This is a genomic window from Streptomyces olindensis (assembly GCF_040645895.1).
In the GTDB taxonomy this organism is placed as follows: Bacteria; Actinomycetota; Actinomycetes; order Streptomycetales; family Streptomycetaceae; genus Streptomyces; species Streptomyces olindensis.
Genome location: NZ_JBEYZD010000027.1, coordinates 23,689 through 41,442, shown reverse-complemented (window position 1 = coordinate 41,442; position 17,754 = coordinate 23,689). Strand labels below are relative to the sequence as shown.

General features: G+C 72.2%; 16 protein-coding genes. 14 read left to right on the top strand and 2 right to left on the bottom strand.

The window, feature by feature from the left end; all coding sequences use genetic code 11:
- Nucleotides 1-47 precede the first annotated feature (47 nt).
- From ABZ948_RS19290 to ABZ948_RS19270, 5 genes are all read left to right on the top strand, one after another.
- A complete protein-coding gene (locus ABZ948_RS19290) occupies nt 48-1,082 on the top strand; it encodes a sugar kinase (RefSeq protein ID WP_359761043.1) in 1,035 nt (344 codons plus the stop codon).
- Nucleotides 1,079-1,840: an IclR family transcriptional regulator gene (locus tag ABZ948_RS19285; protein ID WP_359761041.1), complete on the top strand. Its 762-nt coding sequence runs from the start codon at nt 1,079-1,081 to the stop codon at nt 1,838-1,840. The genes ABZ948_RS19290 and ABZ948_RS19285 overlap by 4 nt, the downstream gene beginning before the upstream one ends.
- Nucleotides 1,837-2,247, top strand: coding sequence for a RidA family protein (locus tag ABZ948_RS19280; protein ID WP_359761039.1), 411 nt, complete (start codon nt 1,837-1,839; stop codon nt 2,245-2,247). The genes ABZ948_RS19285 and ABZ948_RS19280 overlap by 4 nt, the downstream gene beginning before the upstream one ends.
- Nucleotides 2,248-2,349: 102 nt before the next feature.
- Nucleotides 2,350-3,828 carry a GntP family permease gene (locus tag ABZ948_RS19275; protein WP_359761038.1) on the top strand — a complete coding sequence of 493 codons (1,479 nt, stop codon included), beginning with the start codon at nt 2,350-2,352 and terminating at the stop codon, nt 3,826-3,828.
- 104 nt (nt 3,829-3,932) lie between these two features.
- Nucleotides 3,933-4,442, top strand: a complete 510-nt coding sequence (locus tag ABZ948_RS19270) for a hypothetical protein (protein ID WP_359761036.1) — start codon at nt 3,933-3,935, stop codon at nt 4,440-4,442.
- A gap of 22 nt (nt 4,443-4,464) precedes the next feature.
- On the opposite strand, the gene ABZ948_RS19265 is transcribed toward ABZ948_RS19270, so the two are convergent.
- Complete coding sequence (locus ABZ948_RS19265; RefSeq protein ID WP_359761034.1) at nt 4,465-5,817, bottom strand: M14 family metallopeptidase; 1,353 nt, start codon at nt 5,815-5,817, stop codon at nt 4,465-4,467.
- 274 nt (nt 5,818-6,091) lie between these two features.
- Here ABZ948_RS19265 and ABZ948_RS19260 point away from each other — a divergent pair, with 274 nt between their 5' ends.
- The 4 genes from ABZ948_RS19260 to ABZ948_RS19245 all read left to right on the top strand — a co-directional run bounded on the left by ABZ948_RS19260 (nt 6,092) and on the right by ABZ948_RS19245 (nt 12,049).
- A complete protein-coding gene (locus ABZ948_RS19260) occupies nt 6,092-9,103 on the top strand; it encodes a LuxR C-terminal-related transcriptional regulator (RefSeq protein ID WP_359761032.1) in 3,012 nt (1,003 codons plus the stop codon).
- Nucleotides 9,104-9,167: 64 nt separating this feature from the next.
- On the top strand, nt 9,168-10,058 hold the full coding sequence (locus tag ABZ948_RS19255; protein WP_359761031.1) for an anti-sigma factor RsbA family regulatory protein: 891 nt from the start codon (nt 9,168-9,170) through the stop codon (nt 10,056-10,058).
- Between the two features lie 88 nt (nt 10,059-10,146).
- Nucleotides 10,147-10,629: an ATP-binding protein gene (locus ABZ948_RS19250; RefSeq protein ID WP_359761029.1), complete on the top strand. Its 483-nt coding sequence runs from the start codon at nt 10,147-10,149 to the stop codon at nt 10,627-10,629.
- Between the two features lie 103 nt (nt 10,630-10,732).
- Nucleotides 10,733-12,049, top strand: a complete 1,317-nt coding sequence (locus ABZ948_RS19245; RefSeq protein WP_359761027.1) for an Nramp family divalent metal transporter — start codon at nt 10,733-10,735, stop codon at nt 12,047-12,049.
- A gap of 19 nt (nt 12,050-12,068) precedes the next feature.
- Here ABZ948_RS19245 and ABZ948_RS19240 read toward each other — a convergent pair whose 3' ends face one another.
- Nucleotides 12,069-13,757 carry a chitinase gene (locus ABZ948_RS19240; protein WP_359761025.1) on the bottom strand — a complete coding sequence of 563 codons (1,689 nt, stop codon included), beginning with the start codon at nt 13,755-13,757 and terminating at the stop codon, nt 12,069-12,071.
- Nucleotides 13,758-14,062: 305 nt separating this feature from the next.
- Between ABZ948_RS19240 and ABZ948_RS19235 the strand changes: the two genes are divergently transcribed.
- The 5 genes from ABZ948_RS19235 (at nt 14,063) to ABZ948_RS19215 (ending at nt 17,744) form a co-directional block, all read left to right on the top strand.
- Nucleotides 14,063-14,896 carry a hypothetical protein gene (locus ABZ948_RS19235; protein ID WP_359761127.1) on the top strand — a complete coding sequence of 278 codons (834 nt, stop codon included), beginning with the start codon at nt 14,063-14,065 and terminating at the stop codon, nt 14,894-14,896.
- A 70-nt stretch (nt 14,897-14,966) separates the two neighbouring features.
- Nucleotides 14,967-15,674 (top strand): Flp pilus assembly protein CpaB, encoded by a 708-nt coding sequence (cpaB, locus tag ABZ948_RS19230; RefSeq protein WP_359761024.1) that lies wholly within the window; start codon nt 14,967-14,969, stop codon nt 15,672-15,674.
- A gap of 9 nt (nt 15,675-15,683) precedes the next feature.
- Nucleotides 15,684-16,934: a CpaE/TadZ family protein gene (locus ABZ948_RS19225; protein ID WP_359761023.1), complete on the top strand. Its 1,251-nt coding sequence runs from the start codon at nt 15,684-15,686 to the stop codon at nt 16,932-16,934.
- A gap of 128 nt (nt 16,935-17,062) precedes the next feature.
- Nucleotides 17,063-17,386, top strand: a complete 324-nt coding sequence (locus ABZ948_RS19220) for a pilus assembly protein (protein WP_359761126.1) — start codon at nt 17,063-17,065, stop codon at nt 17,384-17,386.
- A 1-nt stretch (nt 17,387) separates the two neighbouring features.
- On the top strand, nt 17,388-17,744 hold the full coding sequence (locus ABZ948_RS19215) for a TadE/TadG family type IV pilus assembly protein (RefSeq protein ID WP_359761021.1): 357 nt from the start codon (nt 17,388-17,390) through the stop codon (nt 17,742-17,744).
- The last annotated feature ends 10 nt before the right edge of the window (nt 17,745-17,754 follow it).

Genomic DNA, 17,754 nt, shown 5'->3' with positions numbered 1-17,754 from the left:
TCAATGAAACCGCCACCCACCGAAGCCGCCGAGGAGCTACGAGCATCGTGACCCCCACCGGACCCTGCGACACCCCCGGCGTCGTGGACGTCGTCGCGCTCGGCGAGTCCATGGTCACGTTCCGGCCCTCCCGGCCGGGCCGCCTCGCCGACGTCCCCTCCTTCGACCGGGGGATCGGCGGGGCGGAGTCCAACGTGGCGTGCGTGCTGGCGGCGGCGGGACACTCCGTGCGGTGGGTCAGCCGGGTCGGGGACGACCCCTTCGGTGATCACCTGGTCGAGGCGATCGGCGGCTACGGGGTCGACGTGGCGCACGTGCGCCGCGACCCCGACCGCCCGACGGGCATCTACTTCCGCACGGCCGGGGACCGGGCCGACGACGCGCACGAGGTCGCGTACTACCGGGCCGGCTCCGCCGCGTCCGCGATGAGCGTGACGGACCCCGACCCTGCGGCGGTGCGCGCCGGACGGGTGCTGCACCTGTCCGGGATCACGGCCGCGCTGTCCGGCAGCTGCCTGGACCTGATGCGCGAGCTGACCGCCCGCCGCCCCGGCCGCCCCCTGGTCTCCTTCGACGTCAACCACCGGCCCGGCCTGTGGCGCGACCTGGACGCACCCCGGGTGCTGCGCGACCTCGCCCGGGGCGCGGACCTGGTGTTCGTGGGCCAGGACGAGGCCTGGGGACTGCACAGCGCGGAAGCCGTCCGCGCCGCCCTCCCCGAACCCGAGGTGCTGGTCGTCAAGCAGGGCGCCGCCGGAGCCACCGTCTTCGAGAAGCGGGACGTCACCTTCGTCCCCGCACCGCGGGTCGAGGTCGTCGCCGCCGTCGGCGCGGGCGACGCCTTCGCCGCCGGGTTCCTCTCCGCCACCCTGCGCGGACTGCCCGTCCGGGAGCGGCTGCGGCACGGGCACCTCATGGCCGCCGCCGCCCTCACCGCACCCGGTGACCTCGCCGCGCCGCCCGCCCGGGAGCACGCCGACCGGCTCGCCGCCCTGGACGACGCGGCATGGGGGAGACTGCGACTCGGCCCCGGCTGGACCGAGGACCCCCAGCGGGCCGACGAGGAGGTACGTACGCCATGAGCCAGACCGTCGACCGCGCGCTCAGCATCCTGCCGCTGCTCGCCGAGGGCCCCGCCGACCTGGGGCAGGTCGCCGACCGCCTCGGCGTCCACAAGTCCACGGCCCTGCGCCTGCTGCGCACCCTCCACGAGCACGGCCTGGTCTACCGCCAGTCCGACCAGCGCTACCGCCTCGGCGCCCGCCTCTTCGCGCTCGCCCAGGAGGCGATGGAGAACCTCGACGTCCGCGAGATCGCCCACCCGCACCTGGTCCGCCTCAACGAGAGCTGCGGGCACACCGTGCACCTCGCCGTGTACGAGGAGAACGAGGTCCTCTACATCGACAAGGTCGAGAGCCGCTACCCGGTGCGGATGTACTCCCGCATCGGCAAGCCCGTCGCCATCACCGTCGCCGCGGTCGCGAAGCTGCTGCTGGCCGACCTGCCCGAGCACGAGCGGCGGGCCGTCGCGGAGAAGCTCGACTACCCCCTGTACACGTCCCGTTCGACGCCCCACGCGAGCGCGTTCCTGCGCGAGCTGGAGAAGGTGCGCGAACAGGGCTGGGCCACCGACCTCGGCGGCCACGAGGAGTCCATCAACTGCGTCGCCGCCCCCATCCGCGGCGCCGACGGCCGGGTCGTCGCCGCGATGTCGGTCTCCGCGCCGAACGTCGTCGTCACCGCCGACGAACTCCTCACCCTCCTGCCGCTGGTGCGCCGCACGGCGGACGCCATCAGCGGGGAGTACTCCGGCAGAACACCAGTGAAGGGCACCGTATGACGGACAAGACCGCGCTCACCCCGAAGACCCACACCACGCCGCCGGCGAAGTTCTCGCACGGTGTGAAGAAGGGCAACATCCTCCAGGTCGCCGGCCAGGTCGGCTTCCTGCCCGCCGAGGAGGGCAAGGCGCCCACCCCCGCCGGGCCGACCCTGCGCGAGCAGACCCTCCAGACCCTGGCCAACGTCAAGGCCATCCTTCAGGAGGGCGGCGCCTCCTGGGACGACGTGATGATGATCCGCGTCTACCTGACGGACGTGGCCCACTTCGCCGAGATGAACGAGATCTACAACGCGTACTTCGAGGAGCAGGGGCTGACCCAGCCGCCCGCCGCGCGCACGACCGTCTACGTCGGCCTCCCCGCGGGTCTCCTCATCGAGATCGACGCCCTGGCCGTCCTCGGCTGACCCACCCCCACCCCGCTTTTCCGAGGCGCGGCGCCGCTCCATGCGCCGCGCCGTGCTCCCCCCTACCCAGAACCTGCATGCATTTACGTAGAGGACCCCCGAATGTCCCATCCGCTCGCCGCGTCCGCCCCCGCCGAGACACCACCCCACACCGGAGGACTGCTCCTCCTCGTCGACGGCACCGCCGGACTCCTCCTCACCGCCGCGCTCGGCATCGCGCTGCTGCTCTTCCTCATCATCAGGACGAGACTCCAGCCGTTCGTCGCGCTGCTCGCGGTCTCCATAGCCGTCGGCCTCGCGGCCGGCCTGTCGGTCACCGAACTCTTCGGCACGGTCCAGAAGTCGGACGCCGTCTCCACCATCGAGTCGGGCATGGGCGGCATCCTCGGCCATGTCGCGATCATCATCGGCCTGGGCACCATGCTCGGCGCGATCCTCGAAGTCAGCGGCGGCGCGGAGGTGCTGGCCGGTCGCCTGCTCGGCCTGTTCGGCGAGAAGCGCGCCCCGCTCGCCATGGGCCTCACGGGCCTGATCTTCGGCATCCCGGTCTTCTTCGACGTGGGCATCTTCGTCCTGGCCCCGATCGTCTACGCCGCCGCCAAGCGCTCGGGCAAGTCGATCCTGCTCTACTGTCTGCCGCTGCTCGCGGGCCTGTCCGTCACGCACGCGTTCCTGCCGCCGCACCCCGGGCCCGTCGCCGCCGCGGGCCTCCTCCACGTGGACCTCGGCTGGGTCATCCTCATGGGCGTCGTCTGCGGTCTGCCGGCCGTGGTGGCCGCGTGGGCGTACTCGGCGTGGATCGGCCGCCGCATCTTCGTCGCCGTGCCGCAGGACATGGTCGAGGCGGCGGAAGAGGCCAAGCAGGCCGTCGTCGACGAGCAGCGGGCCGCCGGGGTGGCGCCGAGTGAGCAGCCGGTCTCCCTCGGCACGGTCCTCGGCATCATCGGCACCCCGCTGGTCCTCATCCTCGCCGCGACCTTCTCCTCGATCGCCCTGGACCCCTCCACGCTCCGTTCGGTCATCGAGTTCTTCGGCAACCCGTTCGTGGCGCTCACGATCGCGCTGTTCCTCGCGTACTACCTGCTGGGCATCCGCCGCGGCTGGTCCCGCAAGTCCCTGGAGACGGTGTCCACGGCGTCCCTCAAGCCGGTCGGCAACATCCTGCTGGTGGTCGGCGCGGGCGGTATCTTCGGCGCGGTCCTCAAGGCCAGCGGTGTCGCCCAGGCCCTCTCGGACACGTTCCACGATGTGGGCCTGCCGGTGATCGTCCTCTCCTACCTGATCTCCGTGGTCCTACGCGTCGCCCAGGGCTCGGCGACGGTCGCGATCGTCACGACGGCCGGCATCGTGGCGCCCCTGCTCGCCGAGGGCGACCACTCCCAGGCCTTCGTCGCCCTGGTCATCATGGCCATCTCCGCGGGCTCCATCTTCGCCTCCCACGTCAACGACGGAGGCTTCTGGATGGTGGCCAAGTACTTCGGCATCAGCGAACGCGACACGCTCAAGACGTGGACGGTCCTGGAGAGCGTGCTGTCGGTGGCCGGGTTCGTGGTCGCCGCGGTGCTCAGCCTGTTCGTGTAGGCGGCCGGGCCGTTCCCGTGGGGCGGCCGGTTCTTGTAGGCGTCTGATAACGAAGTTGGGGCCGACTGTGTGCGGCACAGGTTTGTCGACCATACTGCTCCGCTGTGGAGCAGCGCATAGGTTCGAGCAGCCAGCCCCTGGAGGGCGCCGGATTCGACCCGGCCTTCATCCCCGGGCTCACGTCACCCGCGTCCGCCCGGACGGAGGAGGACGGGCCGGAGAAGGAGCCTGAGGTCGCCGAGGCCGAGGAGGCCGCACCCGAGGCGGAGGAGAAGGACACGGCGTCCTCCCCCGAGCCGGAGGAGCCGGAGGAGGAAGCCGCGGCCGACGGTCCCGTCTTCGAGGCGTCCGACCGCCGGTCGCGGATAGTCGCCGACCACAGAGGCGTACGGCTCTGCCTGGACGACCAGGAGTGCGAGTTCCGCTGGGACGAGATCGGCGCGGTGGAGACGGAGACGGCACGCTTCGGCAAGCGCTACACCGTCACCGTCCACACTCCTGACCGGCGCTGGTACCCGATCGAGATCGAAGCACCGGCCAGGAGCCGTTTCGCCGAGTGGGACGCCCAGTTGGACGCGGTGCTGGACGCCTACTTCGACGAGAACGCCGAGTAAGGGGCGCGGGGAACCGCGCACCTCAGCTGCAGTACTGGGTCTCCTTCCCGATGGACCTGTACATGCAGTCCGCGTTCTCCAGCAGTTGTAGCACCGCGTCCCGGTTACGGGAGGTCTCCCGCTCGATCACCTCGTCGGGCGGGTAGAACCCACCCCCGCCGGACCTCGGATACATCTCGAAGGTGTAGCCGAAGATCTTGTGCACACCCCAGAGGTAGTCGTCGATCGACCCGTCCGTGATGTACAGGTCACTGGACTGCTCCGCCGTGTACCCGTTGCTCGCGGCCATCTTCTGCCCGACCGCCTTGAACGCCGCGTTGTCGTCGGCCGTCATGCCGGTCGTGGTGTCGGAGTACGTGTAGCCGAACGGCCACAGCACCAGCTCGCTGTACGTGTGGAAGTCGACCCCTGCCCTGATCTGCTGCTTGCCGCCCACGACCCGGCTGCGCACGAAGTCGGCGACGACCTTCACCTCCGGCGCGGACTCCGCCGCGGTTCCCCGGTAGGTGTCCGAGGACGTCGACCCCGAGGAGCCGCCGCAGCAGCCCCAGCGGTAGTTCCAGTTGCGGTTGAGGTCCGTGCCGACGTACGACGAACCGGAGTTGGGCTGCCGGTTCTTGCGCCACGAGCGGTAGGAGCCGGTGGCGATGTCGTACTCGCCGCCGTCCGGGTTGATGTCCGGCACGATCCAGATCTCGCGGTTGTTCACCATGCTGGTGACGCGCGAGTCGGAACCGTAGTCGGAGGTCAGCTCGCGCAGCAGGTAGAGCGCCATCTCGACGGTGAGGTGCTCGCGGGCGTGCTGGTGGTGCGTGAACAGCACCTCCGGCTCGGACTCGTCGCTGCCGACGTTGTCGCTGATCTTGATGGCGACGATGTTCCGGCCCTGGTACGACTTGCCGATCACGCGCTGGCTCGCGATCGACGGGTTGGCCGAGACGATCGAGTTGATCTCGTTCGTCATCTCCGCGTAGTTGTGGTACTTCGAGTCGGCCGACGGGAAGTCGAAGACCCGGACGTCGTCCTCGCCGGCGGACCGGTCGGGCACCGCGCCGAGCGGGGTGACCTCGTAGCCCTGGGCGCGCAGCTTCCTGATCTGGTCCGCGCGGCCGGAGACGACGACCCCGTGACCGTGTGCCTCGTCGACGGTCACGCCCGCGCGCTGCAGTGCCGTGCGGTCCTTGGCCGTCGAGTGCAGGTGGATCTCGTACTGCCGGACGTCGTCCGCCGCCGGGGCGGCCTTGGGCACGCTGTCTGCGGTGGCGTCCGGTGCCGTCGCGGACAGGGGCGCCGCGAGGGCGAGGGCGAGGAGGGTGGCGAGGGCGGCGGTGCGTCTGCCGGTGCGGGCACCGGAGCCTCGTATGCGAAGTCGCATGAAATCTCCTTGTGGGAGGTGGGGTTGTTCCGTGCGACGTACGTGGTGCGGGTGGCGCACATCGTTCTGCTAATGGCATGAGCAGGTCAAGAGCGAAAGCGGCCGTGCAGTGTACGCGTGCGGCGCGGCGGTCGAGGGGGAGCGGCCGAAGTGCACCCGCGGGTGTGACCCGAGCGTGCATATATGTACGTAGCCGGGAGAGAGTGAGGGTCCGCGCAAGGGGAGCCGGAATGTCCGGATCCTCGGACCACACCCCCCAGAGGACTGGCTGATCATGGGCGGATCAGCGCCACGACGGGACCACCACCTACCGGCCGAGACGACCAGCTTCGTCGACCGGCGTGGCGAACTGACCCAGGGCCGCGAACTGCTGGCCCGCGCACGACTGGTGACGCTGACCGGGCCGGGCGGCGTCGGCAAGACCCGGCTCGCCGCGCGCATCGCCGCCCGGGTGCAGCGGGCCTTCCCGGACGGTGTGCGCTTCGTGCACCTCTCCGGACTCCACGACCCGGCCCTCGTCCCGCTCGCCGCCGCCGACGCCCTGGGGCTGCACGACCACTCACCCCAGCCGCCGCTGGCCGCCCTCGTCGAGCAGGTACGGGAGCGTCGGCTGCTCCTCGTCGTCGACAACTGCGAGCACCTCGCGGGCGCGTGCGCCCAGCTCGCCGCGGCGCTGCTGCGCGGCACCGAGGGAGTCAGGATCCTCGCCACCAGCCGGCACCGGCTCGGCCTCACCGAGGAGCACCTGCTGGAGGTACGGCCCCTGCCGGTGCCCGACCCGGACGGCGACCTCTCCGCCGCCGAGGGCTACCCGGCCCTCACGCTCTTCGCCGACCGGGCCGCCGCCGTCGTCCCCGGCTTCCGCCTCACCCCCGCCAACCGCGCCTCGGTGGCCCGCCTCTGCCACCGCCTGGACGGCCTCCCCCTCGCCATCGAACTCGCCGCCGTCCGCATGCGCGTCCTCGACGTCGACCAGCTCCTGGACCGCCTCGACGACCGCTACCGCTTCCTCACCACCGGCAGTCCGGCGGCCCTGCCCCGCCACCAGACCCTGCGCGCCGCGGTCGCCTGGAGCCACGACCTGTGCACCGGCCCCGAGCAACTGGTGTGGGCCCGCCTGTCGGTCCTGGCGGGCGGCTTCGACCTGGAAACGGCGGAGGCGGTGTGCGCCGACGACCGCCCGGCGCAGACCTTCCCGGACGGCCCCGGTGAGCGCACCCGGCACGGGCAGGTGTCGGTGGCCGGTCTGGGCGAAGGGGCCGGTTTCGCGCCGCCGTTCGCGGCCGGTGTCGCGGGCGCGTGCTCGGCCGGTGTCGCTCAAGGGGACTGGCCCGTGCAGGCCTTCCCGGACGTCCCCGGTGCGCGCACCCGGCATGGGCAGGCGTCGGTGGCCGGTCTGGGTGAAGGGGCCGATTTCGCGCCGCCGTTCGCGGCCGGTGTCGCGGGCGCGTGCTCGGCCGGTGGCGCTCAAGGGGACTGGCCCGTGCAGGCCTTCCCGGACGTCCCCGGTGCGCGCACCCGGCACGGGCAGGTGTCGGTGGCCGGTCTGGGCGAAGGGGCCGGTTTCGCGCCCCCATTCGCGGCCGGTGCCGCGGGCGTGTGCTCGGCCGGTTCCGCGGCCGCGTGCACGGCCGGTTCCGCGCCCCCGTTCACGGCCGGTTCCGCGGCCGCGTTCTCCGCCGAGCCCGCTCAAGATGCCTGGCACCCGCAGGCGCTCCCGGCCGTCCCGGGACGAGGGCCCCGGCCCGTGCAGGTGGTCCCTGCCGGTTCCGCCGTGCCCGCTGCCCGGCACGCGCAGGTGCCCATGGGAACCGTGACCCTGCCCCCTCCCGCCGCCACCCCCGGCCCGGGCCCGGCCCTGCGGACCGACGACGTCCTGGAAGCCCTCGCCGGACTTGTGGACAAGTCCGTGCTCTGCCGGGAGCCCGGGCCCGGCGGCGCCCGGTACCGGCTGCTCGACACCCTGCGGCAGTACGGGCTGGAGCAGTTGCGGCGGACGCCCGGGGAGGAGGGCGCCGCCCGGCGACGGCAGCGGGACTGGATGCTGCGGCGGGCCGAGGACTGCGAGCGCGACTGGTTCGGGCCCGGGCAGCCGGAGGCCGTCGCCCGGTTGCGCGCCGACCGGGACAACCTGCGCGCCGCCCTCGACTTCAGCCTCTCCACCCCCGGCGAGGCACGCGCCGGGCTGCGGCTCGCCGGCGCCCTCTGGTTCTACTGGCACGCCTGCGGCGCCCCCCGCGAGGGCCTCTACTGGCTCGACCGTGCCCTGGCCGCCCACCCCGGGCCGACCCGGGAACGGGCCCGCGGCCTGTGGGTCGCCGGGCTGCTCGCCGCCGCCACCCAGGACTTCCCCCGGGGCCGCCGCCACGCCGCGGACGCCCTCGCCCTCGCCCGCGCCCTGGGCGACACCGCCGAAGCCGCCCACGCCGAGTACGTCATCGGCGTCATCCGGCTGTTCGGCGACGACCTGCCCGGCGCGCTGAGGCACTTCGAGGCCACCGTCGCCCGCGGCCCCGTGCCCGGCCAGCACCTGAGCCTCGTCGGCCTCGACCAGGTCGAACTCGCCTGCGCGCTGGGCTACCTGGGCCAGGCCGACCGGGCCGTCGAGGTCTGCGAGCGGGCCCTGCGGCTGTGCGAGCGGCATGGCGAGCAGTGGGTGCGGTCGTACGTGCTGCGGATGCTCGCCCTCGCGCACAGCGTGCGCCGCGACTGGCCCCGGGCCGAACGGCACGCCCGCGAGGCCCTGCGCCTGAAACTCGCCGTCCACGACGTCATCGGCATGGCCCTCACCCTCGACCTGCTCGCGTCGATCGCGGCCGAACGCGGCGCCCACGAGCAGGCGGCCGTGCTGCTGGGCGGCGCCGACCGCGTCTGGGCCGACATCGACACCGGCCGCTGGGGCGCGCACACCCTCAACTCCGCCCGCCGCGAGAGCGAGGAGAAGGCCTGCCGGGCCCTGGGACGCGAGGCGTTCGAACGGGCCCACCGGCGGGGTGGCGGACTCGCACTCGGCGAACTCGTCGGCCACGCGCTCCAGGAGCCGGCCCGCCCGCAGCCCGGCGAGTCCACCGCCGACCACCCTGAGCAGGAGAGCACCGCGGTCCGCCTGACCCGCCGCGAGACGGAGGTCGCCCAGCTCGTCGCGGAAGGGCTCGCCAACCAGCAGATCGCGGACCGCCTGGTGATCGCCCGCCGCACCGCCGAAGGCCATGTGGAACGCATCCTCAGCAAGCTCGGCTTCAGCAACCGCAGCCAGATCGCCGCCTGGGTGACGGCACAGCGCTGACCCGCCCGCACCCACACCCGCACCCGCACCCGCACCCGCACCCGCACCCACCCGAGGGGACCACGTGACCACCGGACAACGCACCGCCTTCGACCACCGCATGGCCGTCTTCGGCACCGACGACGGCTTCCTCGCCGCCGCCCTGCCCTTCCTCGGCGAAGGCCTCGCCGCCCCCGGCGAACCACCGCCCGTGGCCATCGCCGACCCCCGCAACCTCGACCTCCTGCGGGACGTCCTCGGCGCCGACGCCAAGGACGTCACCTGCGTCCCGCACACCGACTGGTACACCGGCTCCGCCGCCAACGCCGTCGCCCAGGCCGCCTCCTACCTCACCGCGCACGCGGGGCCCGGCGGCCGGATCCACCTCCTCATGGAGCCCGTCTGGAGCGGCCGGGCCGGCCGCTCGGCCCGCGAGACCACCGAGTGGATCCGCTACGAGGCCCTCGCCAACCTCCTCTTCGCGCCCATGGCCACGACCGCCCTGTGCGCGTACGACACCCGCACCGCCGGGCCCGCCGTCGTCGCCGCGGCCCGCCGCGCCCACCCCGACACAGACGTGTACGAGGACCCGGTCCGGCTCACGGCCGAACTCGACGCCGTACCGCTGCCCCTGCCCCCGGCCGGCGCGCAGCCGCTGGCGGAGCCGCACGCCGCCGCCGTGCGGACCTGGGCCGAGGCGCGGGGCCTGCCCGCCGCCGACGCCGAGCTGTTCGCCACGGCCGTGGCGGAGACGGCGGCGACCCTGGCCCCGCTCGACGGCTCCGCCCTGCTGTGGGGCGAGGCGCCCGCCTGCGTCTGCGAACTGCGCTCCGCCCACCGCCTCGACGACCCCCTGGCCGGCTTCGTCCCGCCTCCCGTCGACAGCCCGGGGCTCTGGTACGCCCGTCAGGTCTGCGCGTACGTGGACGTCCGCGACGACACCGCGGGCGCCACCGTCCGCCTCCAGTACGCATAGCCGCACCGCCCCCTACCTGCACAAGCAGGTAGGGGAACGGGTAGTCCTCCCCCTGCGCCGGGGCGCCCCCGGGGAGCACCCTGGACCCATGCTGCAACTCTCCGGGCGCCACCTCCCGGACCCCGACGCCGAGTACGGCCCGTTCCCGCAACCGCCGCTGGGAGCAGGCCACCTGAGTGTCGAGTACGCACCCCGGCCCTCCGCCGTCCGCGAGGCACGCGCGGAAGTGCGCAGGCAGTTGGAGGGATGGGGACTCGCGGAACGCGGCGAGGTGGCGGACGTGGCCGAACTGCTCGTGGGCGAGCTGGCCACCAACGCGCTGGTGCACGCCGAGACCCGCTTCCGGCTCACGCTCTTCGCCGCGCACGGCGTGCTGCGCTGCGAGGTCGCCGACGCCGAGCGGGGCGTGCCCCGGGTGCTTCAGGCGGGCACCGGGGAGAGCGGCCGCGGGATGTTCCTGGTGGACGCCCTCGCCGAGCGCTGGGGCTGCCACCGGGACGGGCCGGGCAAGACCGTGTGGTTCGAGCTCGGCACGTGCGGGGCGGACGGCTGCGGTCGGCGACAGCCGTGACGCTGCCGCTGGGCCTGACCGGGCAGGGTGTCCTACGGGCATCGCGTGAAGATCCGGTCAGGCCCTCTTGTCCCGCGGGCGCCTTTGGGCTTTCTTGACCTGCATGGCGGACACCACGGGAAACACCACGGACCATCAGGCTCCCCAGCCACCCCCCATGCGCAAGGCGAGTTGGAAGTACATCGGGCCGGGGATCGTCGTCGCGGCGACCGGGGTGGGGGCCGGTGACCTCGTCGCCACGCTCATCGCGGGCAGCAACTTCGGGTACACGCTGCTGTGGGCCGCGATCATCGGCTGTCTGGTGAAGATCTCCCTGGCCGAGGCGGCGGGCCGCTGGCACCTGTCCACGGGCCGCACCCTGTTCGACGGCTGGGCGAGTCTCGGCCGCTGGACGACGGGGTTCTTCGCGGTCTACGTCGTCGTCTGGGGCTTCGTCTACGGCGCCGCGGCGATGTCGTCGAGCGCGCTGCCGCTGCAGGCCCTCTTCCCGGACGTGATGGACCTCAAGTGGTGGGGCATCGCCTGCGGTCTGGTCGGGCTGGTCTTCGTCTGGTTCAACAAGTACGCGGTGTTCGAGAAGGTCATGACGGTCCTGGTGGGCGTCATGTTCGTGGTGACGGTGTACCTGGCGATCCGGGTGACGCCGAATCTCCCGGACGCCTTCGCGGGGCTCCTGCCCGTGCTGCCGGACGAGAAGGACTCGATCCTCAACACGCTCGGTCTGATCGGCGGAGTGGGCGGCACGATCACGCTCGCCGCGTACGGCTACTGGGTCAACGCCAAGGGCTGGACCGACACCGGCTGGATGAAGGTCATGCGCCTGGACAACCGCGTCGCCTACGCCACCACCGGCATCTTCGTGATCGCCATGCTGTTCGTCGGCGCCGAGCTGCTGCACTCCGCGAACGTCGCCATCGCCAGCGGCGACAAGGGCCTGATCCAGCTGGGCGACATCCTGGAGGAGGAGTACGGCGCGGCGACGGCGAAGTTCTTCCTGATCGGCTTCTTCGCCACGTCCTTCACCTCGCTGATCGGCGTCTGGCACGGCGTGAGCCTGATGTTCGCCGACTTCGTCGCCCGCCTGTCGGGCCGCGGCCAGGCCAAGGGCGAGGAGGTCGCCTCCGGCGAGCGCGAGCGCTCCTGGCCCTTCCGGGCGTATCTGCTCTGGCTGACCTTCCCGCCGATGATCCTGCTCTTCGAGGGCCAGCCCTTCCGCCTGATCATCATCTACGGGGTGCTCGGCGCGGCCTTCCTGCCCTTCCTCGCCGGCACCCTGATCTGGCTCCTGAACTCCTCCCGCACGCCCCGCGAGTGGCGCAACGGCCCGGTGAGCAACGTGATGCTCGCCCTCGCGGGGCTGCTGTTCCTGATCCTGTGCGTGAAGCAGATCTGGGACCAGCCGTGGGGGGAGTTCTTCTAGGGGCCAGGAGGGCGGGCGGCTACGGCAGCGCGTCCACGTGCGGTCCCACGGCGTTGGACCACGCGTTGCCGGTCGCCGCGTCCCAGTTGGTCGACCAGGTCATCGCACCCCGCAGGGCCGGGTACGTCCGCGGCGGCTTGAAGCTGCCGCAGTTGGTGGCCCTGGTGAGGCAGTCCAGGGCGTTGTTGACCACCGTCGGCGACACGTAGCCGCCGCCCGCCGCCCGGGTGGAGGCGGGCAGGCCGAGTCCGACCTGGGACGGGGCGAGGCCGTTCTCCAGCTGGATGCAGGCCAGGGCCGTCAGGAAGTCGACCGTGCCCTGGCTGTAGACCTTGCCGTCGCAGCCCAGCATGGAACCGCTGTTGTAGTACTGCATGTTGACGACGGTGAGGATGTCCTTGATGTTCAGCGCCGTCTGGAAGTAGGAGTTCGACGTCGACTGCATGTCGATGGTCTGCGGCGCCATCGCGATGATCAGCGACGGGCCCGCCTTCGCGGACAGGGCGCGCAGGGCCTGCGTCATGTACGTCGCGTTGAGGCCGTTCTCCAGGTCGATGTCGACGCCGTCGAAGCCGTACTCCTGCATGACGGACCAGACGCTGTTCGCGAAGTTCGTCGCGGAGGCCGCGTCGTTGACGGTGACCGTGCCGCGCTCGCCGCCGACCGAGATGATGACCTTCTTGCCGGCCGCCTGCTTGGCCTTCACGTCGGCCTTGAACTGGTCGACGGTGTAGCCGTTCAGCCCGGCCGAGTCGAGGGTGAAGGACACCGCGCCCGGTGTGCCCGTGGCGTCCGCGAAGGCCACCGCGATGATGTCGTAGTGCGCGGGCACGTCCGAGATCCGCTGGACCGTCGCGCCGTTGTCGAAGTTCTGCCAGTAGCCGGTCACCGCGTGCTTCGGAAGGGAGGGGCCCGGGCCGTTCGGCTTGCTCGTGGTCCCCGTCACCGCCGCCGACTTCGGTGACTCACCTGCCGCGTTCGTCGCCGTGACCTGGAAGGAGTACGACGTCGAGGCCGCGAGACCGGTCACCGTCGCCGACGTGCCGGAGACCGCCGTGACCTTCGTGCCGTCGCGGTAGACGGTGTAGCCCGTGGCGCCCGAGACGGCGTTCCAGGCGAGGGACACCGAGGAGGACGTCGTCCCCGAGACGCTCAGGCCGGCCGGCGCCGCCGGGATCGCCGGGCCCGGGTCCGTGCCGCCGCCCCCGTCGGGGCCGAACACCGACACGTCGTCCGCGTAGTACGCCGCCTGCCCGTACCAGCCGTGCGTGTACACGGTCACGGACGTCGTCGACGGGCCCGTCCTGAACGTCGTCGACAGCTGCTTCCAGGAGGAGGAGTCCGGCGTCCACGTGGACACGTCCGTGGTGCCCGTGCCCGAGACGCCGAGGTACGCGTAGCCGCCCCGGACCCAGGCGCCCAGGGAGTAGGTGGAGTCCGGCCGCACCGCCACCGTCTGAGTACACCGCGCGTTGTCCTGCCCCGACGGGGTCGCCCGCAGCGCGGCCGTCCCGCCGTGCACGGGGGAGGAGACCGTCGTGCCGCTGCCCGCCGAGCAGGTCCAGTTGCTCAGGCCCGCCTCGAAACCGGCGTTCCTGGCGTTGTTGACGTCGGCGGCGGACGCCTGGCCGACGGTGGTGAGAGTGAGGGCCAGGGCAGCCGTGACGGCACCCGACCAGAGCCGCAGGGATCGTCTGTATCTGGACATGACAAGAAAATGGTCCAGACCAAAGCGGCTGTCAAGAGGTCCAGACCAAATCGCGCGCCCTGGAGCGAGGGTCCACCGCAGGTGTCAAGATGCTCAACCTGCCCCGATTTGACGCATCTTGTGCAACGGCAGTTCCTCCTCAGCTACACAAACGCTGTTCTCCGGTCACAGAGCCGTGGATACAGTGCTGAGGTAGTCACGCAGTGAAGTCGACGAGGTGTGCCGGAGTGACCCCGGCGCGCCGACGGGCATGGGGAAACGGGGAGCTGCGCGTGCCAACTGCCATTGCCGTGACCAGTGCCGACATGGCGCTGCCACCACAGGACGAACGCACCCTGCCCGCCGTGGTGCTCCGGGACGTCGCGCAGCGCCCCCTGGAGCAGGTGCTCGCAGACCTGCAGGCCCTGGTCGAGCACCACGGACATGTGATCGTGGTCTGCTCGGCCGCCGCGCCCACCGCCGTCCAGCGGCGGCTGCACACCCTGCGCTCCCTCATGGAGACCGACCGGATCGCCCTGTTCCGCCCGGAACTGCCGCCGCTCGGACTGGCCGTCCTGACCCGCCAGTTACGGCAGCTCGCCTCCTGTGACATCAGCCCCGGCGTCCTCGCCTCCGCCGGCCGCCTCCTCGTCCACTACATCCACGCCGGCGCGCTGCTCAACTCCGTCGCCCGCCTCGACCGCGTCCCGGTCGGCCTGAAGTCGCACGCCAAGTCCTGGGTGCCCGGCAGCCAGTTCGGTGTGCTCGCCCACCCCGAGCCGCAGCTGGTCCGCATCACTCCCGAGGCCCAGCTGTCCGGCCCCGAGTTCGGCACGTGGATGCTGGTCGCCAAGGGGCAGCTCCAGTCCGACTGGGTCACCGGCACCCTCGCCCCCTCCTGGAAGGTGCAGGGGCTGCGCGAGACCCCGCTCCCGGCCGAGTCGCCCGGGTGGTGGGGCACCGGCAAGCTCATCGAGTTCTGCAGCTACCTGCCCGACCTGTCGGTCCTCTACCAGCTCGTCACCTCCGTACGGCGCAGCCGCTGCCACTGGTGCGGCATCGACGTCATCGGCGACCGCTGCGTCTTCTGCTCGGCCACACCACCCGTCCACGACGGCCCACCCCTCAAGCAGCTGGAGAACCGGACGGCCGCCGGGTGAGCCCGCCCACCGCTCCGCAGCACCGCTCCCGTCCCGCTCGACCGATATCCCCAACGAGGTTGTACGGTTCATGAATTCCCGTCAGCGCCGCGGCGTGATTCTCCTGCTCCTGTCGGTCGTCTGCGCCCTGGGTGCCTTCACCGGCGTGCTGTCCGTCATCAGTGACGTGGAGTCCAAGGTCGGCCCCGAGGTCACCGCCTACCGGCTCAAGTCCGACGTGCCGCCCTACACCACCCTCGGCACGAGTCAGTTCGAGAAGATCAAGATGCCCGAGCGGTGGCTCTCGGACAACGCGGTCACCGACCTGCGCGAGATCCAGGGCAAGATCGCCGTCACGACCCTGAAGGCGGGCTCCCTCCTCCAGTCCGACATGATCGTCCGCCGGCCGGCCCTCCAGCCCGGCCAGCAGGAGGTCGCCATCATGATCGACTCGGCGACCGGCGTGGCCGGCAAGATCACCCCGGGCGCCTCGGTCAACGTCTACGCGACCTTCGAGGGCGAGCGCGAGGGCGACCCGGACCAGTCGAAGATCATCGTGACGAACGCCAAGGTCATCGACGTCGGCGAACTGATCGCGCTGAAGCCCGACGAGAGCAACCGCACCCAGCAGCCCACCGACGCCGTCCCGATCACCTTCGCGCTGTCCGCCCGGGACGCCCAGCGCATCACCTACGCCGAGTCGTTCGCCAAGCGCGTCCGGCTCGCCCTCGTCGCGCCCGGCGGCGACACCACCGTCCCGGAGCAGGACCGGACGTACGAACTCGCGAAGGACAAGTGAGAGGTTCGCATGCCCACGAGGATCCTCCCGGCAGTCGGTGACGCGGACGCCGTCCGGTCCGTCACGACGCTGCTCAGCCAGCTCCCGGACGCCGAGCCGGTCGCCCCGGTGGTCGACTCCACGCAGCTCATCGACACCCTCGCGCGCCTGGCCGCCGAGTCCGTGGACGAGCTGCCCGAGGTCGTGGTCGTGCACGAGCGGATCGGTCCCGTCCCCGCGCTGGAGCTGATCCGCGAGGTCGCCCTGCGCTTCCCGGCCGTCGGCGTCATCCTCGTCACCTCCGACGCGAGCCCCGGCCTCTTCCAGGCCGCCATGGACTACGGCGCCCGCGGCCTGGTCGCCCTGCCGCTCAGCTATGAGGAACTCGCCAGCCGCGTCCAGGCCGTCGCCCAGTGGTCGGTGGGCGTACGGCGTCACCTGGGCGCCGGCGGTGACGTGTTCACCGGCGTCGGCGGCTCCGTCGTCACGGTCAGCGGCGCGAAGGGCGGTACCGGAGCCACCCTGACGGCGATCCAGCTGGCCCTGGCCGCCCAGGCCTCCGGCCGCAGCACGGCCCTGGTCGACATGGACCTCCAGACCGGCGACATCGCCTCCTACCTGGACGTCCAGTTCCGCCGCTCCGTCGTCGACCTGGCCGCCATCACCGACATCTCCCCGCGCGTCCTGGCCGACGCGGTCTTCCGCCACGACACCGGCCTCGCCCTGCTGCTCGCCCCCGCCGAGGGGGAGCGCGGCGAGGACGTCACCGACCGCGCCGCCCGGCAGATCGTCAGCGCCCTGCGCTCCCGCTACGAGGTCGTCGTCGTCGACTGCGGCGCCCAGCTGAGCGGGGCGGGGGCGGCGGCCGTGGAGATGGCGGACCGGGCCCTGCTGGTCACCACCCCGGACGTGGTCGCCGTGCGGGGCGCCAAACGGGCCGTGCGGATGTGGGACCGGCTCCAGATCCGCAAGGCCGAGGAGACGACCGTCGTCGTCAACCGGCACTCCCGCGGCACGGAGATCCAGCCGCCCCTGATCCAGCGGATCACCGGCACGGCGGTCGCGGCCACCGCGATCCCCGCCAACTTCAAGGAACTGCAGAGCGTCGTGGACGCGGGCCGCGTCCACGAACTGGAGAACAAGAGCGCGGTGAAGCAGGCCCTGTGGGGCCTGGCGGCCGAACTGGGCCTGGTCAAGGCCCCCGACGCCGCCCAGAAGGCGGGCAGGTTCCGGGGCGGCGACCGGGGGTCGGTGAGCTTTCGGCGGAGGAGGGAGGGATGAACATGCCCTTAGGAGGGCGGGAACGGGAGCGGGACCACCGGGGGCAGGACCGGGGGCGGGGCCGAGGGCAGGACCGGGGGCGGGGCCGAGGGCAGGACCGGGGGCAGGTCACCATCGAGTTCCTCGGCATGACACCGACGATCATCGTGACCCTGATCGCGCTGTGGCAGGTCGTCCTCGTCGGCTACACGTTCATCCTCGCGGGCAACGCCGCGGACGAGGCGGTGCGGGCCGGAACGGCGGCCGAGCCCGGGGCGCGGCAGGCCGCCTGCCAGGAGGCCGGGCTCAGACACCTGTCGGAGGCGTGGCGATCCGGCGCCACGGTCACCTGCGGCGGCTCCGGCTATGTGACGGCCGACGTGCGCCTGGAGGTCCCGGTCCTCTTCCCGGGCACGCTGTCCTTCCCGTACGCCGTCAAGGGCCACGCCGGCGCGGTCGAGGAGGCGGACTGACATGGCTCGTCCCCACAAGGGCCGCGACCGCGGCCAGGTCGCCATCGAGTTCCTCGGCTTCCTGCCGATCCTGCTGATCGTCGCGCTCGCGGCGGTGCAGCTCGGCCTGATCGCCTACACGGCCCAGCAGGCGGGCACGGCCGCCCGGACGGGGGCGCGCAGCGCGTCGCTGGACGGCCCGTACGAGGCGGACTGCCGGGCGGCGGTCAGCAGCTGGCTGGCCGACGGCACCAGCTGCCCGGCGTCGATCGGCGCGGACGAGGTCACGGTCACGGCCACCGTGCGGATCCCGTCCCTCGTGCCGGGCTGGGAGTTCGACCCCGCCGTCAAGACCGCCACGATGCCGCGCGACCACTGAGCAACGAGCG